Origin of the sequence: Paenalcaligenes niemegkensis (assembly GCF_022230885.1) — a bacterium.
Taxonomy (GTDB): domain Bacteria; phylum Pseudomonadota; class Gammaproteobacteria; order Burkholderiales; family Burkholderiaceae_B; genus Paenalcaligenes; species Paenalcaligenes niemegkensis.
This window is the reverse complement of the sequence record NZ_JAKGCT010000004.1, coordinates 1,223,618-1,248,114: the sequence shown is the minus strand read 5'-3', so window position 1 is coordinate 1,248,114 and position 24,497 is coordinate 1,223,618. Positions and strand designations below refer to the sequence as shown.

General features: G+C 52.4%; 20 protein-coding genes and 2 pseudogenes. 12 read left to right on the top strand and 10 right to left on the bottom strand.

Features of this window, described 5'->3' with window-relative positions:
- Positions 1 to 79 precede the first annotated feature (79 nt).
- From dapB to L1889_RS10025, 3 genes are read right to left on the bottom strand one after another with little or no spacing between them, the layout of a single operon-like run.
- Positions 80 to 874, bottom strand: a complete 795-nt coding sequence (dapB, locus tag L1889_RS10035; RefSeq protein ID WP_238665008.1) for a 4-hydroxy-tetrahydrodipicolinate reductase — start codon at positions 872 to 874, stop codon at positions 80 to 82.
- 15 nt (positions 875 to 889) lie between these two features.
- Entirely contained in the window at positions 890 to 1,426 is a 537-nt protein-coding gene (locus L1889_RS10030; protein WP_238665007.1) for an outer membrane protein assembly factor BamE, read from the bottom strand.
- On the bottom strand, positions 1,416 to 1,580 hold the full coding sequence (locus L1889_RS10025) for a hypothetical protein (RefSeq protein ID WP_238665006.1): 165 nt from the start codon (positions 1,578 to 1,580) through the stop codon (positions 1,416 to 1,418). Before L1889_RS10025 ends, L1889_RS10030 begins: the two co-directional genes overlap by 11 nt.
- Between L1889_RS10025 and fur the strand changes: the two genes are divergently transcribed.
- A complete protein-coding gene (fur, locus tag L1889_RS10020) occupies positions 1,579 to 2,055 on the top strand; it encodes a ferric iron uptake transcriptional regulator (RefSeq protein ID WP_238665005.1) in 477 nt (158 codons plus the stop codon). The two genes, L1889_RS10025 and fur, sit on opposite strands and share 2 nt — an antisense overlap.
- Before the next feature lie 139 nt (positions 2,056 to 2,194).
- Here the strand turns inward: fur and recN are convergent, their stop codons facing one another.
- Together recN and L1889_RS10010 are read right to left on the bottom strand one after the other, a co-directional pair.
- Positions 2,195 to 3,838, bottom strand: coding sequence for a DNA repair protein RecN (gene recN / locus L1889_RS10015; RefSeq protein ID WP_238665004.1), 1,644 nt, complete (start codon positions 3,836 to 3,838; stop codon positions 2,195 to 2,197).
- A gap of 12 nt (positions 3,839 to 3,850) precedes the next feature.
- Positions 3,851 to 4,749: pseudogene (locus L1889_RS10010) on the bottom strand (NAD kinase).
- Positions 4,750 to 4,876: 127 nt separating this feature from the next.
- Here L1889_RS10010 and hrcA point away from each other — a divergent pair.
- The 5 genes and pseudogenes from hrcA to dnaJ all read left to right on the top strand — a co-directional run bounded on the left by hrcA (position 4,877) and on the right by dnaJ (position 10,989).
- Entirely contained in the window at positions 4,877 to 5,887 is a 1,011-nt protein-coding gene (gene hrcA, locus L1889_RS10005) for a heat-inducible transcriptional repressor HrcA (protein WP_238665003.1), read from the top strand.
- Positions 5,888 to 5,951: 64 nt separating this feature from the next.
- Positions 5,952 to 7,028: a ferrochelatase gene (gene hemH / locus L1889_RS10000; RefSeq protein ID WP_238665002.1), complete on the top strand. Its 1,077-nt coding sequence runs from the start codon at positions 5,952 to 5,954 to the stop codon at positions 7,026 to 7,028.
- 107 nt (positions 7,029 to 7,135) lie between these two features.
- Entirely contained in the window at positions 7,136 to 7,708 is a 573-nt protein-coding gene (grpE, locus tag L1889_RS09995; RefSeq protein WP_238665001.1) for a nucleotide exchange factor GrpE, read from the top strand.
- Positions 7,709 to 7,838: 130 nt separating this feature from the next.
- Positions 7,839 to 9,760 (top strand): annotated as a pseudogene (gene dnaK / locus L1889_RS09990) (molecular chaperone DnaK).
- A 98-nt stretch (positions 9,761 to 9,858) separates the two neighbouring features.
- Complete coding sequence (dnaJ, locus tag L1889_RS09985; RefSeq protein WP_238665000.1) at positions 9,859 to 10,989, top strand: molecular chaperone DnaJ; 1,131 nt, start codon at positions 9,859 to 9,861, stop codon at positions 10,987 to 10,989.
- 154 nt (positions 10,990 to 11,143) lie between these two features.
- Here dnaJ and L1889_RS09980 read toward each other — a convergent pair whose 3' ends face one another.
- Entirely contained in the window at positions 11,144 to 13,921 is a 2,778-nt protein-coding gene (locus L1889_RS09980; RefSeq protein ID WP_238664999.1) for a M16 family metallopeptidase, read from the bottom strand.
- Positions 13,922 to 14,096: 175 nt separating this feature from the next.
- Here L1889_RS09980 and L1889_RS09975 point away from each other — a divergent pair, with 175 nt between their 5' ends.
- On the top strand, positions 14,097 to 14,768 hold the full coding sequence (locus L1889_RS09975) for a prepilin peptidase (protein ID WP_238664998.1): 672 nt from the start codon (positions 14,097 to 14,099) through the stop codon (positions 14,766 to 14,768).
- A gap of 135 nt (positions 14,769 to 14,903) precedes the next feature.
- Here L1889_RS09975 and L1889_RS18430 read toward each other — a convergent pair whose 3' ends face one another.
- From L1889_RS18430 to L1889_RS18800, 3 genes are all read right to left on the bottom strand, one after another.
- Complete coding sequence (locus L1889_RS18430; RefSeq protein WP_257793888.1) at positions 14,904 to 16,841, bottom strand: collagen-like triple helix repeat-containing protein; 1,938 nt, start codon at positions 16,839 to 16,841, stop codon at positions 14,904 to 14,906.
- 421 nt (positions 16,842 to 17,262) lie between these two features.
- Positions 17,263 to 17,814 (bottom strand): MarR family winged helix-turn-helix transcriptional regulator, encoded by a 552-nt coding sequence (locus tag L1889_RS09965; protein ID WP_238664997.1) that lies wholly within the window; start codon positions 17,812 to 17,814, stop codon positions 17,263 to 17,265.
- Positions 17,815 to 18,165: 351 nt separating this feature from the next.
- Positions 18,166 to 19,476 carry a collagen-like triple helix repeat-containing protein gene (locus L1889_RS18800; protein WP_505483618.1) on the bottom strand — a complete coding sequence of 437 codons (1,311 nt, stop codon included), beginning with the start codon at positions 19,474 to 19,476 and terminating at the stop codon, positions 18,166 to 18,168.
- On the opposite strand from L1889_RS18800, the gene L1889_RS09955 reads away from it, so the two are divergent.
- A complete protein-coding gene (locus L1889_RS09955; protein ID WP_238664996.1) occupies positions 19,453 to 19,734 on the top strand; it encodes a hypothetical protein in 282 nt (93 codons plus the stop codon). The two genes, L1889_RS18800 and L1889_RS09955, sit on opposite strands and share 24 nt — an antisense overlap.
- Positions 19,735 to 20,209: 475 nt before the next feature.
- Here the strand turns inward: L1889_RS09955 and L1889_RS09950 are convergent, their stop codons facing one another.
- Entirely contained in the window at positions 20,210 to 21,937 is a 1,728-nt protein-coding gene (locus L1889_RS09950; RefSeq protein WP_238664995.1) for a ShlB/FhaC/HecB family hemolysin secretion/activation protein, read from the bottom strand.
- Positions 21,938 to 22,708: 771 nt separating this feature from the next.
- Here L1889_RS09950 and L1889_RS09945 point away from each other — a divergent pair.
- The 4 genes from L1889_RS09945 to L1889_RS09930 all read left to right on the top strand — a co-directional run bounded on the left by L1889_RS09945 (position 22,709) and on the right by L1889_RS09930 (position 24,497).
- The gene (locus L1889_RS09945) at positions 22,709 to 22,882 is read left to right on the top strand and encodes a Flp family type IVb pilin (protein ID WP_238664994.1); all 174 of its coding nucleotides are present in this window, start codon (positions 22,709 to 22,711) and stop codon (positions 22,880 to 22,882) included.
- Positions 22,883 to 22,981: 99 nt separating this feature from the next.
- Positions 22,982 to 23,452, top strand: coding sequence for a prepilin peptidase (locus L1889_RS09940; RefSeq protein WP_238664993.1), 471 nt, complete (start codon positions 22,982 to 22,984; stop codon positions 23,450 to 23,452).
- Positions 23,434 to 23,910 (top strand): TadE family protein, encoded by a 477-nt coding sequence (locus L1889_RS09935; RefSeq protein ID WP_238664992.1) that lies wholly within the window; start codon positions 23,434 to 23,436, stop codon positions 23,908 to 23,910. The genes L1889_RS09940 and L1889_RS09935 overlap by 19 nt, the downstream gene beginning before the upstream one ends.
- Complete coding sequence (locus tag L1889_RS09930) at positions 23,907 to 24,497, top strand: TadE/TadG family type IV pilus assembly protein (RefSeq protein ID WP_257793887.1); 591 nt, start codon at positions 23,907 to 23,909, stop codon at positions 24,495 to 24,497. Before L1889_RS09935 ends, L1889_RS09930 begins: the two co-directional genes overlap by 4 nt.

Here is a 24,497-nt window from a genome sequence, read left to right as displayed (position 1 = left end):
ACCTCTCGCTCAGTGAAAGTGGGACCGGAATGCTACTGGAGAAATTTCCCGTTGCTAGGTGGATCGCCGCATACTGCCTCTAGTTTATTCCCAGAACATCCTGCATCGAGTACAGTCCCTTTTGTTTGCCTGCCAGAAATTGAGCGGCGCGCATGCTGCCTTGGGCGTAGGTAGTGCGGCTGCTGGAGCGATGCGAAATTTCGATACGCTCACCGTCACCGCAGAAGTAAACGGTGTGGTCGCCAATAATGTCGCCGCCACGTACGACCGAGAAACCAATATGGCCAGTTTCGCGAGCGCCGGTGTCTCCGTGTCTGGCCCAGTCAGCGATGTCGTTCAGATCTTTACCCCAGGCGTTGGCGACAGTTTCACCCATGGCCAGGGCAGTGCCTGAAGGGGCGTCGACTTTATTGCGGTGGTGAGCTTCAAATACTTCGACATCAAAGCCGGAGTTCATCAGCTTGGCTGCCACTTCAAGAAGTCGCAGGGTGGCGTTCACGCCCACGCTCATGTTTGGAGCAAACACAATGGCAATGCTTTCGGAGGCCTGGCGAATACGGTCTTTTTCATCGTCGCTAAAGCCGGTGGTGCCAATGATGCAGTTGGTATGGTGAGCCACACACGCATCAAGGTGAGCCAGCGTGCCGGCGGGGCGGGTAAAATCAATCAGGCAATCTGCATTTTCCAGTAACGCGAGATCGTCGCTAATTAAGATGCCGGTATCACGGCCTAAAAAAGCCCCGGCGTCGACGCCAATAGAGCTTGACCCCGCACGGTCTAGTGCAACCGTGAGAGTGAGTTCCGGGTGATTCAATACTGCTTCGATCAGCATGCGGCCCATGCGACCGTCAGCGCCAGTAATGGCAATACGCATAGTTGAAAAGTCCTGTTAACGTAGAGGTTCGGGGCGATGCGAGCCATCTACAGTACCGCTGGGCTCCGGGCTCGTGGCGGGCTGATTGATAGGCAGCGCGGTCCCGGTGTCGATGGGCAATGTTTGCCCCGTGCTGCTTTCTGCCCCACTTTGTGCCCTGGCGTCAACTGAACCCGTATCTGCTTTCTGGAAAGGCTGGCGTTCAGGCTGCTCACTGCCTTCCCAGCGTACTAAGGTATCGCCTTCAAACCAGACAGTAAATAGGCGTAACTCTTCGTCGCCGTAACCAGGTTTGTTGTAATACGGGTATTCCCAGCGATCGGTGTGGAAAATATCTTGTAAAGTAGGGGTGCCAAGCACGTAGCGTACTTGTTCGCGTGTCATCCCTGGTTGAAGGCGGTTAACATCTTCAGTGGTGATCCAGTTGCCTTGCTGCACATCAGCTTTGTATGGAAAACCCCATTTACCGGTGCCACACGCACTTAAAAGTACGGCGGTAAGGCATACTGCTATGCCTGTGCGCAGGACAGGAGTGAGTTTTTTAGCTTTCATCTGCTTGCAATGCCCCTGTTGGAATAAAATCGTTATCATATAAGGGATTCGACATCAGCGCATACTGCGCTGTGAAATCCGTCTCGGAATCCGTCAGTGTATTTGCCTGATGGGCCACGAGCCTTACCCCCTTCAGATGTATAATTTTAGCCATGAAAGATCAAAATGAACTGAAAAATATGGGGCTTAAGGCGACTTTTCCGCGCCTCAAGATTCTCGACGTCTTCCGTCGTAACGATGAAACCCAAGAAATGCGTCATCTTAGCGCCGAAGACGTATACCGTCTTCTAATCGCTGAAGATGTAGACATCGGCTTGGCCACCGTATATCGCGTGCTTACTCAGTTTGAGCAAGCTGGCATTTTAATGCGTAGTCAGTTCGATGGTGGAAAAGCTGTCTTTGAGCTTAACGATGGAGATCATCATGACCACTTTATTTGCACGAACTGCGCCAAAGTTGTCGAGTTCTCTGACCCCGAAATTGAGCAGCGTCAATATCAAATTGCCGATGACTTGGGCTTCGAACTCGAAAGCCACACATTGGTGTTGTACGGCATTTGCGAAGAGTGCACAAGCTCTAACCGCCTTAACGCAGGTGGGCGCCAGACGCATAAACCGACTTCCCGATAGCATGTCAGCGGCCGGATGCTCTGACTTCCGGCCTTAGGCTCAAAAGCTGAATGAAGGCCAGAACCTGACCCGCAGGCTGGCTTTCACGCCGTGGTCCCGGCCCGAGCCTGGAAGCTGGCCGATATCGCCGGATAATCCGTTAATGCTGCAGCATTTCTTTAGCGTGCCGGCGCGTGGTTTCAGTAATCTCAATACCGCCCAGCATGCGCGATATTTCTTCGACGCGTCCGTCGGCACTCAGCGTTTCGATGTTCGAGGTAGTGCCACTTTTCCGGCTGTTTTTGCTGACCTGGAAGTGATGTTGCCCCTGTGCAGCTACTTGGGGCAAGTGCGTTACGCATAAAACCTGGTGTCTGTCACCCAGTTTGCGAAGCAAAGTGCCTACCACTTCGGCAACCGCGCCGCCTATGCCCGTGTCAACTTCATCAAATATCAAGGTGGGAACCCTGGCCGCCTGGCTGGCGATAACGGCCAATGCCAGCGAGATCCTGGCCAGCTCGCCGCCCGAGGCTACCCGACTTAAGGGAGCAGGGCTGACGCCGGCATGCCCGGACACCAGAAACTCGATGTTTTCGTTGCCATGTGCTGAGGCTTTGGCCGGGGTGATGGCCACCCGGAACTGACCACCTTGCATGGAAAGGGCCTGCATGGCGTCGGTAACTTGCAGACTTAAGGCCTTGCTGGTGGCTGTTCGAGCCTGGGTTAACTGGCGGGCGAGTGTGTCGTAATTGTTTTTAGCGGAAGCAACAAGCTCTTCCAGTTGTTGAAGATCGCTGGCTTCGTTTAATTCGGCGAGGCGCCGTTCAAGTTCGCCTTGGGCCTGAAGCAGTTCTTCAGGCTGGCACTTATATTTGCGCGACAAACTGAATATTTCAGCCATGCGGGCTTCGGCGATGGCGAGCCTGTCAGGATCAAGTTCCATGTTGGAAACATAACTGTTCAGGTCTGAAATCGCCTCGGCGCACGCGATACGTGCAGATTCGATGGTATCAAAAATTTGCTGCAAATGAGTATCGTGGCGGAGTATGGCCTGAATTTCATGGGCTGCTGTATTTAGAGCGAGCTGGGCCGAGTTCTCGTCGGCATCCAGCAGCTGCAGGGTGGTGGACGTGCCATCAATCAGCGTCTGGGAATGAGCCAGGCGTTGATGTTCGTCGCTGACGGTCTCCCATTCACCCTCTTGCAGGTCCAGGTTTTGAAACTCACCCAGCTTCCACTCAAGCTGTTCACGCTCATTGGCCAGAATGTCGGCCTGTTCAGCAGCGAGTTGATGGCGGCGCTGGGCATCTTGCCATTCAGACCAGGCTCTATGTACTTGCCTGGCTAAATGGCTGTGGCCGCCTTGTGAGTCAAGAAGTTCGTATTGCTTGGCGGTTTTCAGCAGACTTTGATGTGCATGCTGGCCGTGTATATCGACCAGTAATTCGCCGATGTCTCGAAGCTGCGTTAGCGTGGCCGGGGCCCCGTTTATAAATGCCCGGCTGCGCCCTTGACTATCGATGACACGCCGGAGCAATAAGTCGTCGTCAGCGTCGAACTCGTGTTCACTGAGCCACGATGTTACCGCTGCGGTGCATTCGAACTGAGCGCTGATGTCTGCCTTGGGACAATTCTCGCGTATGACCTTGGCATCGCCACGGGCTCCAAGGGCCAATGACAATGCATCAATCAGGATTGATTTGCCGGCCCCGGTTTCACCTGAAAAAACAGTGAAGCCGTTATCGAACTCGATATTGGCCTGGCTTACGATGACGAAGTCGCGGATGTGCAGAGAACGCAGCATAGAAGTAGGGTGTTATTCGTTTTCGTCTGAGGGCAGGGGCATGCGATTCCAGTCAAGCTTGTGACGCAATGTTGAAAAGAAGCTATACCCCGTTGGATGAATAAAACGTACGGTTTCCTGGGCGCGGCGTACATCGATACGGTCGCCGGGCTGGCAATCGGACCAGGCTTGCATGTCGAAATGCACGCTGGCACCGGTTTCAACCCGTCCCAAGGTGGTGATTGTTAGGCTTAGTGTACTGCTATCGGGCACAACCACTGGTCGGTTAGACAGTGTTTGTGGTGCAACAGGCACTAATAAAATAGCATTTAGCGCCGGATGCAAGATAGGCCCATTGGCGGCCAGGGCGTAAGCGGTGGAGCCGGTAGGTGTGGAAATAATGACACCATCAGCGCGTTGGCGGTGCATAAATACACCATCAAGTTCAACGCGCAGTTCGATCATTCCCCCCGGCCTGCCCGATTAATTACAATGTCGTTAAGCGCGATACCCGAGAACAGGGTTTCGTCACCGCGTACAATCCTGCCTTCAAGCATGCTGCGCTCTTCGGCATCGTAGTTGCCGTCGATGACACTGATGATGGCATCATGGGCGCTGGCAAGCGGGATATCGGTAATGAAGCCGAGTCTGCCGTGATTGATCCCGATCAATGGTACGCCAGTACAGGCAAGTTTCCGTGCAGCGCCTATCATGGTGCCATCGCCACCAACAATAATGGCCAGGTCGGCATGCTGCCCGATGTCTTCGTACGAAACCGCGCGAATGTCGTTGATGCCTGTGTTGCGGGCAGTTTCTGTTTCTATCAGTACAGTGCAACCTGCTTCTTTCAGCGTTTGGGTGACGGCACGTAAGGGCGCATCGAGGCCACTGTCTTGATATCGACCTATGATGGCGACCGTTTTAAAGTGCATGAGGTAAATACCTTATGATCGTATTGAGTAAGTAGAATTACTTGAATTATAGAGTTGCGCGGCTATTTGTGGCGGTCCGGAAACGGATTCTGTCTTAAGCGCATCAATAACTACTGCATAAAGAGCTATGGACGATAGAGCGAACGCATTGCTTAAAGTATTGATCGAGCGATATATCGCCGATGGACAGCCCGTTGGCTCGCGAACCTTATCGAAGATGTTTGATTTATCGCCTGCCACCATTCGTAATGTGATGGCAGATCTTGAAGACTTGGGTTTGATTCAAAGCCCTCATACTTCGGCGGGGCGCGTACCCACACCCCAAGGCTACCGTATTTTTGTAGATCGTTTGCTGGCAGTGCAGCGTTTTGATCAACCCATTGTCGAGCCCATGCTGTTGCGGCTGCCTATCGACGAGCCGGGCAGGGCGGTTAATTCTGCAGCGGCGCTGCTGTCTAATCTGTCGCAGTTTGCGGGTGTGGTCATGGCGCCCAAGCGTGCGCAGACCTTCAGTCAGATCGAATTCATACGTCTCTCCGGAAAGCGCGTGCTGCTGATCATCGTGACGCCGGATGGCGATGTGCAAAATAGAATTTTGTTTATGCCGCGCGATTATCTGGCTCAAGAGTTAATTGAAGCAAGCAACTTTTTCAATCAGCATTTTTCAGGCAAATCGTTCTCGCAGGTGCGCGAGTCTCTGGCAGTAGAGTTGTCCTCACTGCAGGCTGATATTTCCAAATTGATGCAAGCCGCGGTGGCAGCGGGCAGCGCCGAGCCTGATACTGAAGAGTCCGTGGTCATATCAGGCGAGAACAAGCTCTTGAACATCAGTGAAATGACCGAAGATATGGATCGCCTTCGACGCTTGTTCCAGCTCTTCGAGAAGAAAACCGATCTTCTTCATCTGCTGGATGTGTCCAGCCATGCCCAAGGGGTGCAGATCTACATCGGGGGTGATTCAAACCTGATGCCGTTAAACGACGTATCGGTAATCACGGCGCCGTATGGGGTAGATGGCGAAGTCGTCGGAACACTGGGTGTTATAGGGCCTTCCAGAATGGCTTACGAGAAAGTAATACCTATCGTGGACATAACTGCCCGGCTGTTGTCCAATGCACTTAGTTACAATCCCAAGTAATGATCCGGGCCCGACCGGCAATAGCTGTTGATGAAACGGCGTACTCACGTTACACCTGACACCCATGTTGTTAACCAAATACCTAGACGAAGCCGCAGATCCCACCCTGCTGGATAGCGAAGTTACATCGCGTCCAGAGGCCGCTATCGGTGTGCTATTGTTGAATCTGGGCACGCCCGACGCCCCTACTGCGCCAGCCATTCGGCGCTACCTTGACGAGTTCTTGTCTGATCCCCGCGTCATTGAAATACCTCAAGTACTGTGGCAACTGATTTTGCGTCTGGCGGTGTTGCCATTTCGCCCGAAAAAACTGGTTCCTAAATACGAACTGGTATGGATGGAAGAGGGTGCTCCGCTACTGGTGTACAGCCAGAGGCAGGCAGAAGGTCTGGAGGCGAAATTGAAAGCGCTGCAACCGGACATTCATGTAGAGCTGGTCATGCGTTACGGAAATCCGTCTATTCCTGCCGGTATTCAGGCCTTGCGAGACAAGGGGTGCGAGAAAATTCTGGTTGCGCAGCTTTACCCGCAGTATGCAGCCAGCACGACGGCAACGGCGGTTGATGCCGTCAATCGTCATGTAGCCAGGCTTCGTAACCAGCCCGAACTGCGATTCATAAAAAACTACTACGATGACCCTGGCTACATTCAGCCCCTGGCTCAGTCAGTACGCCGCTATTGGGCACAGAACGGTACCCCCGAACGGCTACTGCTTAGTTTTCATGGATTGCCTCGTCGATGCATAGAGCAAGGCGACCCGTATTACCGCGAATGCATGCTGACGGCGTCGGCATTGCGTAAAGCCCTGGCTGATACCCATGTTCCTGTGTATGCCTCATTTCAAAGCCGCTTCGGAGCCGAGCGGTGGCTTGAGCCCTATACTGAGCCTCTGCTGCGCCAGTGGGCAAAAGAAGGGGTGAGGTCAGTGCATACCATGTGTCCGGGGTTCCTGGCTGATTGTCTGGAAACGCTGGAAGAAATCCAGGTCGAATGTCGCGATGCGTTCATTGCTGACGGGGGCGAGCACTTTGGTTATATTTCATGCTTAAACGATGATCCGCAGTGGATTGACGGCCTAAGTCACATTGTCTTGAAGCAATTAGGTGGTTGGGTCCCCGATTCCGACAAAAAGCTGGCCTAAAGTCCAGTTTTTAGAATCTATGTAAAAGGTAAACAGCGGGCACTTGAAAGTGGGGGCATTGGCCCCCATATTCATTTTATTGACGTTTTTTAGCCGTGGAGAAACTTATGTCTGAATCGAAAGATCAGCACGAAAACAATACCCCAGATACTGAAAATGAATCGACCGCCAATGAATCTGTCGAGAGCCTGAACGAAGACGGCACTGATGGCGTCATTGTTGAAGAAAACCTCGAGCAGCAACTCGAAGAAGCACAAGCCAAAATCGCTCAATATTACGATCAGTTGCTGCGTGCCAAGGCTGAAGTCGAGAATATCCGCCGCCGCGCTGAGGACGAAGTTTCCAAGGCACGCAAGTTTGGTGCCGAATCTTTTGCAGAAAGCTTGTTACCGGTGCGTGACAGCCTCGAGGCCGCATTGGCGCAAGGTGAACAAACCGTCGAGACTTTCCGTGAAGGCGTAGAGACCACGCTGCGCCAGATTGATAATGCCTTTACGCGTAATCAGCTTAAAGAAGTCGCACCGGCACCGGGCGATAAATTTGATCCTCACCTTCACCAGGCCATGTCATCGGTGCCTTCCGAGCATCCCCAGGGGACTATCGAGCAAACGCTTCAAAAAGGTTATTTGCTTGCTGACCGCGTATTGCGACCTGCCCTCGTTATGGTCTCCGCAGGTTAAGCCTATATAGGGGGCAGTTTTATTATTTTTAAGACTCGCTCTTGAAATTGCCAAAGCTAGCCCCACCTAGTCTTTATCAAACAATTCTTGCTTCAATGGCAAGCGTAATATTTTTCACAAGGTAAAAAACATGAGCAAAATCATCGGTATTGACCTTGGTACTACCAATAGCTGTGTTGCAGTATTGGATGGTGATCAGGTCAAAATTATTGAAAACGCCGAGGGTACTCGCACTACACCTTCCATCGTTGCCTATATGCCCGATGGTGAAGTGTTGGTAGGTGCTCCCGCTAAGCGTCAGGCAGTTACAAACCCAACCAATACGCTATACGCAGTCAAGCGTCTGATTGGCCGTAAGTTCAGCGAAAAAGCGGTACAAACCGATATCGAACAAATGCCTTACAAAATCACCAAGGCAGATAACGGTGATGCTTGGGTAGAAGCGCAAGGTAAAGAATTGGCTCCCCAGCAGGTCTCGGCTGACATTCTTCGTAAAATGAAGAAAACGGCGGAAGACTACCTCGGCGAAACTGTCACTGAAGCGGTCATTACTGTGCCTGCTTACTTTAATGACAGCCAGCGTCAGGCTACTAAAGATGCAGGCCGCATTGCTGGCCTGGACGTCAAGCGCATCATTAACGAACCTACCGCTGCCGCTCTGGCTTTTGGTATGGACAAGGCAGCCGAAGGCGATCGCAAAATCGCAGTGTATGACTTGGGTGGTGGTACGTTCGACGTTTCCATCATTGAAATTGCCGATGTAGACGGCGAAAAGCAGTTCGAGGTGTTGTCCACCAACGGTGATACTTTCCTGGGCGGTGAAGATTTCGATCAGCGCATCATCGACTACATCATCGACGAATTCAAGAAAGACACGGGCGCCGACCTGTCCAAAGACGTCCTGGCATTGCAGCGTCTTAAAGAATCCGCTGAGAAAGCCAAAATCGAACTTTCGTCTACGCAGCAAACCGAGATCAACCTGCCGTACATTACAGCAGATGCTTCAGGTCCTAAGCACCTGAACCTGAAAATCACGCGTGCCAAGCTAGAGGCCATGGTTGAAGACCTGATCGAGCGTTCGATCGAGCCTTGCCGCATCGCCATTAAAGATGCTGGCGTCAAGGTTTCCGAAATCGATGATGTCATCCTGGTGGGTGGCATGACTCGTATGCCTAAGGTTCAAGAGCTGGTTAAAGAGTTCTTTGGTCGTGATCCTCGCCGTGACGTCAACCCTGACGAAGCTGTGGCTGCCGGTGCCGCCATTCAAGGTTCAGTGTTGTCTGGCGACCGTTCCGACGTGCTTCTGCTTGACGTAACACCGTTGTCTCTGGGTATCGAGACCCTGGGTGGTGTTATGACCAAAATGATCCAAAAGAACACAACCATTCCTACACGTCATTCGCAAGTGTTCTCCACTGCTGACGACAACCAGCCTGCCGTGACCATCAAGGTATTCCAGGGCGAACGCGAAATTGCGGCCGGAAACAAGGCTTTGGGAGAGTTCAACCTTGAAGGCATTCCACCATCAACTCGTGGTACGCCTCAAATTGAAGTCACTTTTGACATCGATGCCAACGGTATCCTGCATGTGTCTGCCAAAGACAAAGGTACTGGCAAAGAAAACAAGGTCACGATTAAAGCGAACTCGGGCCTGACCGACGAAGAAGTTCAGCGCATGGTTCAGGATGCTGAAGTCAATGCGGCAGAAGATCACCGTATTGCTGAGCTGGCAATGGCTCGTAACCAGGCCGAAGCGCTGGTACACGCCACACGCAAATCGCTGACTGACTACGGCGACAAGCTCGAAGATGGCGAGAAAGAAGCCATCGAAGCTGCTATTACCGACCTCGAGGAAAGCCTCAAAGACGGTGATAAGGAAACGATTGATGCTAAAGTCGAAGCACTCAGCACAGCCTCGCAGAAGTTGGGCGAGAAAATGTACGCTGATATGCAGGCACAAGCTGCGGCCGAACAGGGGGCGCTGAGCAGGCTGAGCCCGCTGACGAAAACGTGGTTGATGCCGACTTCAAGGAAGTTAAGCGCGATCAGTAAGCGTGTGACTGTTTAGTATCGGGCCCGGTATCTCACATAATCTGTGGGCACCGGGCATTATTATTCTACGAAAGGGCTTTTAAGGCTCAACAGTCAAGATGGCAAAACGCGATTTATACGAAATACTCGGGCTTGCTAAAAACGCTAGTAAAGACGAGATCCGGAAGGCTTATCGCAAGATGGCCATGAAATACCATCCCGATCGAAACCCCGATAGCAAGGAAGCCGAGGAAAAATTCAAAGAAGCTAAAGAAGCTTACGAGATTCTCCACGACGAGCAAAAACGTCAGGCTTACGACCAGTATGGTCATGCCGGTGTTGATCCCAACGCAGGTATGGGTGGCATGGGCGGTGGCTTTGGTGGCGGTGGTTTCGGAGACTTGGGCGATATCTTTGGCGAAATCTTCGGGGGCGCTGGCCGTCGCGGAGGCGGTGGTCCGCAGGTTTACCGTGGCTCCGACTTAAAATACTCTTTAGATATCAGTTTAGAGCAGGCAGCCAAGGGTTTTGACACTGAAATCCGTGTGCCTAGCTGGGAAAACTGCGAAGTGTGTGACGGCTCAGGTGCCAAGCCTGGTACGCAGCCCACCACATGTAGCACGTGCCATGGGGCCGGCGCAGTGCGTATGCAGCAAGGCTTTTTCAGCGTGCAGCAGACATGTCCCACCTGTCATGGTACGGGTAAGGAGATTAAAGAGCCTTGCACGTCATGTCATGGTGTAGGGCGCAAACGTGTCGATAAAACGCTGCAGGTGAAAATCCCGGCCGGTATTGACGATGGTATGCGTATCCGTTTATCGGGCAATGGCGAGCCAGGTGTGAATGGCGGGCCTGCTGGTGATCTGTACGTGGAAATTCACCTGAAGCAGCACGGCATCTTCGAGCGTGAAGGTGATGATTTGCATTGCAGTCTTACCATTCCGTTTACCACTGCAGCGCTGGGTGGCGAAATCGAGGTTCCTACCTTGACGGGGCGTGGTGAAATCTCCATCCCCGAAGGGACCCAGGCGGGTAAAACCTTCCGTCTGCGTGGTAAAGGGATACGCGGAGTACGTTCTAGCTATCCTGGCGATTTGTACTGCCATATACAGGTCGAGACGCCTGTACGTTTGTCCGACGATCAGAAGAAAATTCTTCGTCAGTTTGAAGAAGCATTGAAATCCGGTGGTGATAAGCACTCGCCCAAAAGCGAGTCATGGACCGATAAGGTGAAGAACTTCTTCTCTTAAGTATGGTGCCCGGCTATTAGCTTTTGATGTTTTAACAAGTGCGTATGAAAACCGCCCCAACCGATGATCCGGTTGGGGCGGTTTTTGTTATGTTGCCAGCCAGATTACTGCTGCAGTGTCTGCCTGTTAAGCAGACACTGCGGCAGGGCAGGAGTCAGGGTTCGGCGGTAGCTGTCTGCTCTTGCTTGCTTTGGTCTGCAGCAATAGCAGTGCTGAATGCCTCAGCATCAAGGTACTGACGAACCACGGTATTAACCGTTTTTGCGTCTAGCTTGGAAAGTGCATCGTCTATGCTTTGTGACCAGGCAAAAGTGCGGTCCAGATCAAGGTAGCTTAACCACGTCGAGGCTAAGGCTCTGTCTTGGCTGCGTGCCAGCTGGCGGTATTTCAAAATCGCATCCACAGACTCACGCACTTCGTCATCACTAAAGCCTTCGGTCAGGACTTTTTGTACTTCTTCCTTGATAGTGGCATCTACGCGCTCTGAGTTCTCAGGGGCATGAATGGCGTATAGGCTCCAGGTAGCACTGGGCTCGTACGATGAGACGCTCAGCACACTGCGCACATCGTAGGATAAGCCTTCGTCCACGCGTACGCGGTTCCAGAGACGCGACGTTGCAGATTGACCAAGCATGTAGTTGGCCAGGTAGAGCGCTGCAAAATCTTTTTCGCTGTCTTGCAGCTTAATATTTTGTTTTGCCAGGTAGAAGGCATTCGCCTTATCGGGAGTGTCGATGTTGAAGAGTTCAGGGGCGACTTTGCGGAAAGGGTCGCCAGCGCGCTCATAATGAGGCGCTTTCTTCCACGAGCTTAAACCCCGGGTCAACGCTTTTTTCACTGCGTCGGGGTCAAAGCTGCCGGCAGCGCTAAAGCGTATGTCGCCGGTGCCATAGAAACGTTCATGAAAAGCCAGCAAGTCAGCACGGTTCAAGTCCTTGGCATCGGCAATGGCTTCGTCGAAACTGGGGGTATAACGAATGTCGTCTTTGCTCCATGGATTGTCATGGCGCGCCAAGGCTAAAGAAGCCAGTTCGGTAGGCTCATTTTTGGCGTTTTCATACGATGTAAGCAGCTGCGCCTTGTATTTGTTGAGTTCTTCTTCAGGGAAGTTGGCGTCGCGCAGTACCTGCAAAGCCAATTCAAGCGTCGGGGCCAGGTTTTCGCCCAGCGTAGAAATGCTCACCGTGATCCCGTTGCTGTTGCCATTAAAGCTGACATCAGCCTGAAGCTTAGTGAACTTGTCGTCAATGCTTTGGCGATCTAAATGTTTGGTGCCGAAGTTGACTAAATACGCAGTGGCGTCGCCGATGGTTCTGCTGCCTTTGAGGCTTTCAGGGTCACCAAAGCGAAGGGTGAGCAATGCTTCTACGCGCTCACCACGAGAGGCCTTAGGAAGCAAGGCCAGCTTGACCTCACCTAGGCCATTGGGAAGTTCTAGCGATTCGCGCTGGGTGCGCTCATCGATGTTGTCGGGGGTAGGCTCAAAGGCTTCTGCGCTGGCTGCTGTGTCTCTGCCTTGGTAGTCCTTGAACAGTTCCGAGAGATCGGTTGTTTCCAATGTCGGGGCACGCTCGGGAGCAGCGGTGGGGATGTAAAGGCCGTTGGTGCGGTTATCGGCTAATAGCCAGCGTGCTGTGGCGCTTTGCACATCCTCGGTTTTAAGCTTTTCTATTTGATCACGGCCCAGGAAAAACAGGCGCCAATCGCCGCTTGCCACACTTTCAGATAAGGCAGAGGCTAATTGAGATGAGTCTGCGTAAGTGCGCGACCAGTCGCTAAGCCATTTGCTACGGATGCGGTTGACTTCGTCATCGGTGAACGGGTGCTCGGATAGAGTTTCAAGCGTTTGGTTTAAGGTATCCAGGGCTTTTTCCTGCTCCATGCCGGCTTGCAGTTCAGCACCAAAAAACGCATAGCCTGAATCGTGCTGAGCTGCTGCAAAACCAAATACACTGGTCGCCAGATCGCTATTTACCATGGCTTTATAGAGGCGGCCCGAGGGCGTGTCGCCCAAAATGCCGACCCCTACACTGAGCGCAGTATAGTCAGGGTGGGCTTGGGCAGGGATGTGATATTGCGCCGCCACAATAGGCGAGCCGCCTTGCCGTCTGAGGGCTACCGTTCGGGTTCCATCTTGTACAGGCTCTTGGGTGTACTCGGGCCGAAGCTTGCGTGTGGGCTTTTCCAGAGGACTAAAGCTTTTGGCGATCTGTTCCAGGGTGGCATCGACATCAAACTGCCCGCTAACAATCAGCACGGCATTGTCAGGCTGATAGTACTCATGGTAGAAGGCCTGTAACTGTGCGATGTCTACGTTTTCAACATCCGAGCGTGCGCCAATTGTGCTTTTGCCATAGTTATGCCACTGATAGGCTGCGGCTTGCATTTTTTGCATCAGGACCCGGAATGGGCTGTTCTCGCCACGTTCCATTTCATTTCGAACCACCGTCATCTCAGCGTCCAGATCCGCTTGTGAAATCGTGGCGTTAACCATGGCATCAGCTTGCCAGTCAATGTACCAGTCCAGGGTCTCGGGATTGGCCGCAAAGCTGGCGTAGTAATTGGTTCGGTCAGAAGAGGTGGTTCCGTTGGCGGCCAGCCCGCGTCTGGAAAACTCGGCTAAGGCATTGGGTAGTTTTGGCGTGCCTCGAAACAGCATGTGCTCAAGCAAATGGGCCATGCCAGTCTGTCCGTAGTTTTCGTGCCGTGCACCTACCAGATACGTCATGTTAACTGTAGTGTTGGGGCGCGAAGGATCGGCTGCCAACAATACGCGCAGACCATTATTAAGCGTATATTCGGTGACCCCCTCGATCGTGGCACCTTCGGTGATGCCCTTAGGCAGGGCGTAGGAAAGGCCGGGCATGAAGCAAAGAATAACAACTGTGAAACGTAAACGGGTGCTAATACGTGAGAGGCGAACAGATGGCATTGATATGAGTTCCTAGATTTGGGTCTATCAGTAGCAGTTGGTCACGCGCTGCGCCAACGCATGCCTGTGTTGTGTGCGGCTTAGCGCAGCATTGCAGCAGACAGCGACTCATCTATCATAAACTATGCCCTGTTCCCGTGTCCCTATCCCCCCACGCCAATTACCTGTGAGTTCAATGATTCTTTATCTCGCCTTAACCATGATCTTGCTTGCAGCGGGCGGCTACCTGGGCTTGCGATATGCTCAGGTTTACGTAACGGCGATTGAAAAGGAGGCTATCCCTGACTGGCACACGGCGTTAGCGTGTTTATCGGGCGTGTTCACGATGCGTGAATCTGGCTCTGGAGTCTTTTCCTGGGAACTGGCGTATTTGCTACCGGCCATGTTGCTGGCAATTATCCTGCAAGACAGCGCTCTACAAATGGTACTCCTTATGATGCTGATGCCGTTGCTGGTGGCGCTGTGGCGTATAGACAGACGCACCTATTTGCTACCTGATGCTTTGCTGAGCGGGGTTTTGCTTTTGGGTGTTCTGTACGCGCATACAGAGCATGAGCTTTGGGCCCGGTTAATTCTGGCATTGCTCATTTACGGCGTGTTGCGCCTGCTCTGTAGATTGTACGAAGCGCTTCGATCCAGGCCTTCTATGGGGGCGGGAGACATCAAGCTAATGGGTGCTTGGGCTATATGGATTGGCATTGATTATTTTTTATTGTTTATTGCAGCTGCTGCCGTGATGACATTGCTGATGGCCCTAGTCTTGCGCATACAAACAAGGGTGCTTGCGTTCGGACCGTCGCTTATTATCGCAGGTGTATTGACGCTAGCCCTGAAGTCTTTGCTTTGAGCGATGAGCTTGACCGGTGCTATGGTTTAGCGGTCATAAAATTAAAAACAGTACGCCCCAAGCCTCGAATGAATCTTCAAGCCTTGGGGCGTATTAAAGGTGTAGTGCTTTCTAGTTTAAGCTCTACTTCCCAGCCTAGCGTCGACCGCCACCCAGCAAGCCACCGACGATTCCAGTGACTGGTGCCAGCAATCCGCCCTGTGCATTGCCACCCGATGTCTCTCCGCCGGCATTGCCGCCTAATCCACCCGTCAATCCACCGACCAGATTAGTGACTGGCGCCAACAAGCCGCCTTGTGCGTCACCGCCAGTATTGCCGCCTGCGCCGCCGGTCAACCCACCGACCAAGTTAGTGACCGGAGCCAGCAAGCCGCCCTGAGCGTCACCGCCACCCAGACCGCCGGTTAAGCCACCAACCAGATTAGTGACCGGAGCCAGCAAGCCGCCCTGGGCGTCACCGCCGCCCAGGCCACCGGTTAAGCCACCAACCAGATTAGTAACTGGAGCCAGCAAGCCGCCCTGGGCGTCACCGCCGCCCAGGCCACCGGTTAAGCCACCAACCAGATTAGTGACTGGAGCCAGCAAGCCGCCTTGAGCCTCACCGCCACCCAGACCGCCTGTTAATCCGCCCACCAGGTTAGTCACGGGAGCCAGCAAGCCACCTTCAGCGCCACCACCCAAGAGCCCGCCGGTCAAGCCGTCCAGAGGCCCGCCACCCAGACCAATACCTTCAGTCAGGCTGGCTACTGTAGTGGTGGCATTGTTTAATAGGCTGCCGACCGGATTGGTATCGGAGCCATGAACCAGACCGCCTGCGCTAGTGACCGTTTTGCCCAGGTTGGCAACCACATTGCCCAAGCCCAGTGGCGCAGCCGGGGCAACCTGTCCGCCAGCCTGTTCAAGAGCTGATCCCAGTCCGCCTAGCAGCGCATTGATAGGCTCGCCGACGCCCAGGCCATCACCGACTTGTTGGGTGACGTTGCTGACGGTGCCTGTGATGGGGGATACGGCGTGGTCCAGAGCCGCACCGATTTCAGCCAGAGGCTCGTTTAGTCCCAGCGGGAGCAGGTTGTCCACGGTCTGGCCTACATTGCCTAGGGTGGGTTCCAGAACAGGAGCCTGTTCGCCCGAGACCAGTTGACCTAAGCCAAGCTGGCCGGTCAGTGGTGACAGCAGGCTGCCTTCGCCCATAAGGGAGGATGTGAGATGGTTGACGCCTTTAGTGGCATGACCAAGAGTATCGGCCAGCGCGTTGGTGGAGCCGTTGGGATTCAGCAGACCGCCGGCGCTAGCCAGTGCATTGCCCAGCTCGCTGACCAATCCACCAGCGCCCGCGCCCAGGTTCAGGGGAAGTCCGGTGTCGCTCAGGTTGCCACCGATTCCGGTGAGGGCGCCGCCAACCTGGTTCAGCACGCCGTCTACAGGCTCACCCAGCCCGGTCAGTCCGCCAATGGTTTGCGTGGCGTCGGTGACGGTTTCTACCACGGGGCCCAAGTGTTTATCCAGGGCTGTGCTCAGCTCTTCGCCTGTCTTGCCCAGGTTGAGGTCGACGACGTTATCGACAGCACCGCCTGTATTTTCTAGTGCTGGGCTAAGAACACGCGAGGCATCGGTTTGGTCACCGCCGTTGCCATTATCGCCACCGTCGCCGTTGTCGCCGCCGTTGCCATTATCGCCACCGTCGCCGTTGTCGCCGCCGTTGCCATTATCGCCACCGTCGCCGTTGTCGCCGCCGTTACCGTTATCGCCGCCGTCGCCGTTGTCACCGCCGTTGCCATTGTCGCCACCGTCGCCGTTGTCACCGCCGTTGCCGTTGTCACCGCCGTTGCCATTATCGCCACCGTCGCCGTTGCCGCCACCGTTACCGTTATCACCGCCGTTGCCATTGCCGCCGCCATTCCCATTACCGCCGCCATTTCCGTCGCCGGGTAGCTCTGTGGTAGGAGGGGTCGGATTGTCACCATATCTAAGCGTGCCTGAGCAACCGCTTAAGGTAAACGCGCTTAACAGCAGTGTTACAAGTATGGTTTTGCGTAGGGAGGTAGGTTTTTTTGATATAGAGTTGGTATTCATTAGAGTACTCCTCGGTGAATGCATAATTTGCGTCTTGCATTCACTAAAGCAAAAACCATGCCAACTTTATAAATTATTTATTTTATCTTTATAATCAATGGCTTAACTTGATTTTTGTATCGATTTTGGATTGAGTTTTATAATTTTTTAGAAATTGGGAATTAATAAAGGTGTTTTGAGGCTATTTTCGTAACAGTGTTACGTAACGGTCTGTCGGAGTTGATTGAGGGCCGGAGGTGATTTGCAGGCGTTTAATGGCAGCAAAAAGATATCTGTTGTGGAGTGGATTTAGCTAATTGATGTACAGAAAAAAGCGCCAATAAGGCGCTTTTATAATGGGTCTAAACCGTACTATCTGTATCTAATGCGGATGAAGGCGTGATAGTCGTGTTAAGGCAGTAGCCTTGCTTTGTTGTCTTGGTCAGAGGGGCTGGTTTTTACTCTCCAGCCATTCCAGAGTGCCTTCTTTCAGGCTATCCATGCTATCCAGCAAGAAATCGTAGATGGCCATGACTTGATTGGGGTTGTCTTTGGCTGCAAGTTCCAGTGCGCCTTTAATAGAGTTCTGACGTGTGGCGATGATCTTTTCACATTGCTCTTTGATGGGCATGATGGCAACCACGCGTCGATCCAGCGGATGCCTGCCGCGTTCAATGTAGCCCGCAGCCTCCAGTCTATTGATCAGCGAGCTTACCCCGCTGGCGCTTAAGTTCATTAGTTGCGCAAGCTGCCCGGTGGCCAGCGTTTTAAATTCAACAATATATTCCAGGGCTTTGTAATCGCTTAATGGCAGCCCCGACTGCTCAGCCATGCGGGCTTTGTTGGCTTCAGCGTAAACCGAAAACTGCCTGACTAACATTACCGCAACGTCATCCACTAACTGATGCGAGAGCACGTCCGCTTGAGTCCTCAGGTTGCGGGGACTGATGTTTGAGTAGGACGGACTTACATTCCATTCAGGAGTATTTAGCATCTTTGACGTTCTCCTTGTTGTCATAGGTGGCGCAAGGCGAGTCAGTGTTTGGAGCCGACTCAAATTCCACAAAACGATGTATTGCGGTGTTAATGAGTATTAAGCAAAAATCATGCCAACTTTATTTTTCTTGTTTTTTTAAAATCTAGGTGATTGATTAAATAGGGTGAATTTATTGTTTTTTGTATTTGTTGAGGTTTTGCTATGTGTGCTGAGAGGTGAGTCTGTTACTTTTTTCAATGATGTTACGTAACAAGCCATGAAAAGCACCCCAGGGTCTGGATCGCTGTCCAGCTTCTGGGGTGCAATTCATAGATAGCAGATTTTGATGCTTAGGTCAGGCTGGCTGACTTAGCGTCGACCGCCACCCAGCAAGCCACCGACGATTCCAGTGACTGGCGCCAGCAATCCGCCCTGTGCACTGCCACCCGATGTCTCTCCGCCGGCATTGCCGCCTAATCCACCCGTCAATCCACCGACCAGATTAGTGACTGGCGCCAACAAGCCGCCTTGTGCGTCACCGCCAGTATTGCCGCCTGCGCCGCCGGTCAACCCACCGACCAAGTTAGTGACCGGAGCCAGCAAGCCGCCTTGAGCCTCACCGCCGCCCAGGCCACCGGTTAAGCCACCAACCAGATTAGTAACTGGAGCCAGCAAGCCGCCTTGAGCCTCACCGCCGCCCAGGCCACCGGTTAAGCCACCAACCAGATTAGTAACTGGAGCCAGCAAGCCGCCCTGGGCGTCACCGCCACCCAGACCGCCTGTTAATCCGCCCACCAGGTTAGTCACGGGAGCCAGCAAGCCACCTTCAGCGCCACCACCCAAGAGCCCGCCGGTCAAGCCGTCAAGAGGGCCGCCACCCAGACCAATACCTTCAGTCAGGCTGGCTACTGTAGTGGTGGCATTGTTTAATAGGCCGCCGACCGGATTGGTATCGGAGCCATGAACCAGACCGCCTGCGCTAGTGACCGTTTTGCCCAGGTTGGCAACCACATTGCCCAAGCCCAGTGGCGCAGCCGGGGCAACCTGTCCGCCAGCCTGTTCAAGAGCTGATCCCAGTCCGCCTAGCAGCGCATTGATAGGCTCGCCGACGCCCAGGCCATCACCGACTTGTTGGGTGACGTTGCTGACGGTGCCTGTGATGGGGGATACGGCGTGGTCCAGAGCCGCACCGATTTCAGCCAGAGGCTCGTTTAGTCCCAGCGGGAGCAGGTTGTCCACGGTCTGGCCTACATTGCCTAGGGTGGGTTCCAGAACAGGAGCCTGTTCGCCCGAGACCAGTTGACCTAAGCCAAGCTGGCCGGTCAGTGGTGACAGCAGGCTGCCTTCGCCCATAAGGGAGGATGTGAGATGGTTGACGCCTTTAGTGGCATGACCAAGAGTATCGGCCAGCGCGTTGGTGGAGCCGTTGGGATTCAGCAGACCGCCGGCGCTAGCCAGTGCATTGCCCAGCTCGCTGACCAATCCACCAGCGCCCGCGCCCAGGTTCAGGGGAAGTCCGGTGTCGCTCAGGTTGCCACCGATTCCGGTGAGGGCGCCGCCAACCTGGTTCAGCACGCCGTCTACAGGCTCACCCAGCCCGGTCAGTCCGCCAATGGTTTGCGTGGCGTCGGTGACGGTTTCTACCACGGGGCCCAAGTGTTTATCCAGGGCTGTGCTCAGCTCTTCGCCTGTCTTGCCCAGGTTGAGGTCGACGACGTTATCAATAGCTCCACCTACATTTTCCAGGGCGGGGTCCAGAACGCGCGTGGCATCAGTTTGATCGCCACCGTTGCCATTGTCGCCACCATTGCCGTTATCACCGCCGTTGTCACCACCATTGCCATTGTCGCCGCCGTTACCGTTATCGCCGCCGTTGTCACCGCCATTACCGTTATCACCAGGTATGTCAGTGGCAGGGGAGTGGCGGGGCCGCTATAGGATTTTGTTCCGGAGCATCCTGCCAAGGTAAATGCGCTAAGCAGTAAAGTAACAAGAAGGGTTTTGCGTAAGGTGCTGGATTTTGTTGGTGTGGTTGTGAATTTCATTGGAATGCTCCTCGAGTGAATGCGTAAGGGGTGTCTTAACATCACTAAAGCAAAAAGCATGCCAACTTTTATTTGTTTTGTTTTTGTTAGGCTTAATCAATGGGTTAGCGGGTTTTAGGGGTGGTTTATAAGTCGGGGTTGAAGTGATGCTTTTAGAAATTGGGATTGAATAAAGGGCTTTTTCTCGGGTTTTCGTAACAGTGTTACGTAACAGCACGGAATAAAACAGCTAAAGCCTGCCCCTTGCTGGCAAGGGTTTAACCCTCTTTTGACAAGCGCTTGTTATACAGGGCGATGAGTGGATTCAAAATAAAAAAAGCGGCGATGAGCCGCTTGAGTGGGGTGAGGTAGATCGAAAAAACTGTATCTTACTGATATGAAAACACGACATTCGCGTTTACACGATATTTACGCTTAGACGAATTTAGCGGTAAGTCGCCTATAGGCTTGGCGACATTGATATCAAATAGATAGTGTTTTTGATGGCCCAGACGCAGGCCCAGGGCGGCAGAGCTAAGCTTTCTTTGATTGTAGCTTTGAAGGTTGGGATCGTTATACCAGGATCGGGCCCAGTCTACGGCTACATAAGGCTGGACGTGATTCAGCAGGGGGTTGGAGAAACTGAATTTTTTATTGACTTCAGCCGTCAGGCCGTAGCCTTTGTCGCCAGCCGCCTCGCCAGAGGGGTAGCCAAAGCCGTGGCGCCAGGCGCCATAAGATACTTGTTCGAGGCTGGGCAGTATGTGCGGGCTGTATTGGCCGCTAGCCTGCAGGGTCAGGCCAAACTGTTTGCCCAGATCAAGGGTTTGTCGTGCGCTAAGTGTTGTGCGCCAAAAATCAAGGCGCGTGTTCAAGCGGGCATCGGGGTTAAAGGCAGCGTCCAGATACTGTTTGGCGCCTAAACCGTCAATGCCTTTGTGCATCGCCAGTTGTACATCGTGGGATTGACGTCTGGATGAGCTACGGTAATTCAGATCTCCGGAGAGCACGCGTAGGTCGGTGACCTGAACAATATAGCCGCGATTTATCTGATTATGGTATTCATCAATTGAGCGTGAAGCCCCCACTGAAACGCTGGCTTTTAGCGAGCGCTGGTTTTCGGCAATGACGGGGTAGCTTAAGCCCACCCCGATACGCTCGTTGGTTACGCGACGATCCCAGCCCAGTTGCGTCAGTAATGAGTCATCGGGTGTGGAGCGGTAATGATAGCCCTCGACGTCAAGGCTCAGGCCATTGTTTCCAAGCGGTAAAGAGGCTTTTCCAGCGATGTATTTAACATCATTGCTGCCATTTGGCACTGCAGCACTGATACGCAGCTCTTCGCCAAGCGGGCTTAAGCTTTTTACGGCCAGTTCTACGATGGCCTGGCGCCCAGAGCCCAGATCGGACACGCTGACACCAGCCCCTATGGCAGAGTGCTGAACGCTTAGTACCAGCTCAGTGCCGCCGTCTGTAGTGCGAGGCATATCAAGCGAGGGGACAAGCTGCAAGCCGGGAATAGTGCGCAGCAAGTTCAGGGTGCGCTCCAGTGTTTTACGGGTAAGGGGCCGTTCGTTCAACAGCTTTTCACTTAAGCGATGGATACGGGCGCTAGTGCGTCCTGCATCGCCCTCAATACGCAAAGCCTTAACGTGGCCTTCAATCACGTTGATCTTGACCAGGCCGTCAGCAAAGTCTTGCTCGGGCAACACCGCAAACGACAGGGGAAAACCACGGTCTTGATAGAGCGTGGTGATGCGATTGGTTTGATTAACAAGATCGGCGAGCGTCATGGTTTGATTCGCGAGTGGCTCGATAATGGCCACGATCTCGTCAAAGGGAATGCTTTTGCTGCCGCTCACATCAAAATGCTTGGGCACCAATGTTTGTTGCAGACGCTGCATGATGGCGTCTTGAGCCGCATTGGGCACCGCTGGCAGGCGCATGGGTGGCGCTGTCCGTATATCTTCGCTTCTGTCGGTTGAACTGGGCGGCAATGCGTCCATGGGGTTACCGCGCAGGGGTGCATCGGCATGTGCAGTAGCGCCATACAGGCTAGCGACGGCTACGCAGGTTTTAAGTAATTGTTTAATGCGTGGGCTGGCGAAACTGTGCATGGTTATCTGGAAAGTGATGACTTATTTAATAGGTAGCAATCATATGAATGAGCGGCCAAGACTAGGGCATAAGATCTTATGACGCGCATACGGAGGCTTTGTTTTAATTTTTACGGGCATTTGTTTTACTGTAATAGCCCTAGATAAGAACATAATCTCTCCTTTTTATCCATAAGTTGTCAAAATGCAACTTAATATTTTGTTTCTAAATATGCGTTTTGTTACATAATACAGCTTAAAGAGGCTGCGTTATCCTTCTTTAGTTAGATGTTTAATTCGCAATAAAACCTCCGAAAGCCCTCCTGAGATAGAAAAATACTTATAAGGTTACGGAGTTTTAGACTTGTGCTTACAATTTTTTTTATGACTAAGTCTGTCTAGTCATTTGATAATTAAGCACATCTATTTAAATAAATTGTATGAAAAACTCAAATTTTGATTTTACCAAAGCAAGGGTTAACGCTAATTTGTGTCAAATAAGTCGAGAATGTAACCTAAGTTTTGGATATTTATGCGGCTGTCTTTGTATTACCATGCATTTAATGCATAAATTAAATACGGTGCTAGAATAAATTTAGCTCTTAGGTCGCAAAGTAGAGAATTTTGCAAGTAAATAATTCAGCGACAAGGTGGTGGCAGTCAAGAATTGGGCTGTATTTGTTTTATTCAAAACAGTACTCTGTTTGAATTTACCAATACGGGATAACCCTTTTCTTGAGTGTGTATCTAGAGTCAGTCTTTGACTGGGTTTTTTACTAAAAGGGGACTTTTATGAAACAACAATTACTTCAACTTTGGCGTGACGAAGATGGGGCGACGGCGATTGAGTATGCGCTGATTGCTGGGTTGATTGCGGTGGTCCTTATTGGGACATTAACAGCGTTAGGAACGACGATGGATGAGGCTTTTGAGAAAATCTCTGAGGCAATCGCAGGTGAAGAATGATGAGATGGCGAGTAATAAAGAGAGCTAACGGCATTCTGCCAGGCTTTTCTATAAGTCTCAGTTATTAACGGGATCTCTAAAAGCAGTATTGCCCCATCCATGGCCATTTTCCTTACTCTCGCTTTATTGTTTTGCGCTGTCAGTGATTTCTTACAACGTAAGGTTCGTAACGTAGCATTAGTTTTGATCATGGCTGTGGTGGGCTCAGCTTATCTGCTTCAATCTCTGGGGTGGTTCACCCCGGAGCTTTACACCTCGTGGTCTGCAGGAAGCTTGGGTTTTGCAGTGGCTTTTATTGCCTCGTATATCGCCTGGCGTTTCAAGATTATCGGTGGTGGTGATGTCAAGCTGCTTGCCGTATTGGGTTTTTGTTTCGGCCTCTTTGCTTTGGGGCCTATTGTTTTGATCGGAACATTATTAACCGGCGCTCATGCTCTGGTGCTTTATGTATTACGCCGTTATCAGGCAGATTTCGGTTTTATGATTGCTCGCCTGCCTGCATCCGTGCCCTATGGGGGATGGCTGGCGATTTCAGCAATAGGGTGGATGCAATGGACCATTTCTCAATAGGCGATGACAGACTTAACAGCCGCCAACGATTAGCTCAGCTCGGTGCCTCAGCGCTTGAGTTTGCTTTGGTCTTTCCCTTGTTTTTCCTGATTCTCTATATGGCCATTGCCTACGGCTTGATTTTCGCGGCGCAGCAAAGCATGAACTATGCAGCCGAAACCTGGGCGCGGGATTCCCTGGTGCGCGGAAACTTAGCTTCTGAGGCTGTCAGTACCCGCAGCGTAGATTGGTTACGAAGTATGGGTGGCAGCGCTGCCTTAAGTACGGAGTGCGATGCCGACACTGCCGCGCCAGCGCTTGGGCAGCATGAAATAAAAATTTGCATTCAATACGATTATTTAAATCACCCCTTGGTGCCAAACTTGGGGCCGCAGTTTTTCAGTGGAATTTTGTTTCCTGAAAAACTGGTGGCAACCGCCATCGTGGATCATGAAATTGCGGGTTCGCTCAGTCGATGAGAAGCGATATCTATAGCCCCTCTGCATCCTTTGTTTCAGTCGCGATTGAGCGACAGCGGGGCAACGCGGCTATAGAGTTCGTGCTGATACTGGTGCCGTTGCTCCTGCTCTTGTTCGCGATTGTGTCTTACGCCAGCTTTTTTCTATTACAGCAGCGTGTGAATCATACAGTAGGCGATGTGGCACGAATTGTCAGTTTGCAGCGTTTTGCGGCTGAGCCTTCTGATGATGAAGGGGCGCCCCTGCCGGATGGAAGCTATGAACGCTTGATTGTTGATCGTCTTGAGCAAGATGGCTGGTTAAAGGATTTTAGTCGCCCATGTTTAGACGGTAATTCTGATTTATGCCATGAGACCTTCATACAACAAACAAATAATGGGGATTGCGACTGGCTAAAAGGGATTGATGGAGAAGACGCTGTATTTGATGCGCAAAAATGCGCAAACGTGAAGTTAACCCTCCAGATTGAAGGCTGGCTATTAACTGATTTACTACGGCATGTCTCCAGGGTGTTTTCCGATTCGGCGAACTGGATACCAACAAACGTCAGCGCGTCGGTGCTGGTGAGATTGCAAAATAACAGGTAG

Bases quoted from the DNA above. Each gene is read 5' to 3' on its own strand.
- dapB (WP_238665008.1), bottom strand. From the start codon at position 874: ATGCGTATTGCCATTACTGGCGCTGACGGTCGCATGGGCCGCATGCTG.
- L1889_RS10030 (WP_238665007.1), bottom strand. From the start codon at position 1,426: ATGAAAGCTAAAAAACTCACTCCTGTCCTGCGCACAGGCATAGCAGTA.
- fur (WP_238665005.1), top strand. From the start codon at position 1,579: ATGAAAGATCAAAATGAACTGAAAAATATGGGGCTTAAGGCGACTTTT.
- L1889_RS10025 (WP_238665006.1), bottom strand. From the start codon at position 1,580: ATGGCTAAAATTATACATCTGAAGGGGGTAAGGCTCGTGGCCCATCAG.
- recN (WP_238665004.1), bottom strand. From the start codon at position 3,838: ATGCTGCGTTCTCTGCACATCCGCGACTTCGTCATCGTAAGCCAGGCC.
- hrcA (WP_238665003.1), top strand. From the start codon at position 4,877: ATGGACGATAGAGCGAACGCATTGCTTAAAGTATTGATCGAGCGATAT.
- hemH (WP_238665002.1), top strand. From the start codon at position 5,952: ATGTTGTTAACCAAATACCTAGACGAAGCCGCAGATCCCACCCTGCTG.
- grpE (WP_238665001.1), top strand. From the start codon at position 7,136: ATGTCTGAATCGAAAGATCAGCACGAAAACAATACCCCAGATACTGAA.
- dnaJ (WP_238665000.1), top strand. From the start codon at position 9,859: ATGGCAAAACGCGATTTATACGAAATACTCGGGCTTGCTAAAAACGCT.
- L1889_RS09980 (WP_238664999.1), bottom strand. From the start codon at position 13,921: ATGCCATCTGTTCGCCTCTCACGTATTAGCACCCGTTTACGTTTCACA.
- L1889_RS09975 (WP_238664998.1), top strand. From the start codon at position 14,097: ATGATTCTTTATCTCGCCTTAACCATGATCTTGCTTGCAGCGGGCGGC.
- L1889_RS18430 (WP_257793888.1), bottom strand. From the start codon at position 16,841: ATGAATACCAACTCTATATCAAAAAAACCTACCTCCCTACGCAAAACC.
- L1889_RS09965 (WP_238664997.1), bottom strand. From the start codon at position 17,814: ATGCTAAATACTCCTGAATGGAATGTAAGTCCGTCCTACTCAAACATC.
- L1889_RS09950 (WP_238664995.1), bottom strand. From the start codon at position 21,937: ATGCACAGTTTCGCCAGCCCACGCATTAAACAATTACTTAAAACCTGC.
- L1889_RS09945 (WP_238664994.1), top strand. From the start codon at position 22,709: ATGAAACAACAATTACTTCAACTTTGGCGTGACGAAGATGGGGCGACG.
- L1889_RS09940 (WP_238664993.1), top strand. From the start codon at position 22,982: ATGGCCATTTTCCTTACTCTCGCTTTATTGTTTTGCGCTGTCAGTGAT.
- L1889_RS09935 (WP_238664992.1), top strand. From the start codon at position 23,434: ATGGACCATTTCTCAATAGGCGATGACAGACTTAACAGCCGCCAACGA.
- L1889_RS09930 (WP_257793887.1), top strand. From the start codon at position 23,907: ATGAGAAGCGATATCTATAGCCCCTCTGCATCCTTTGTTTCAGTCGCG.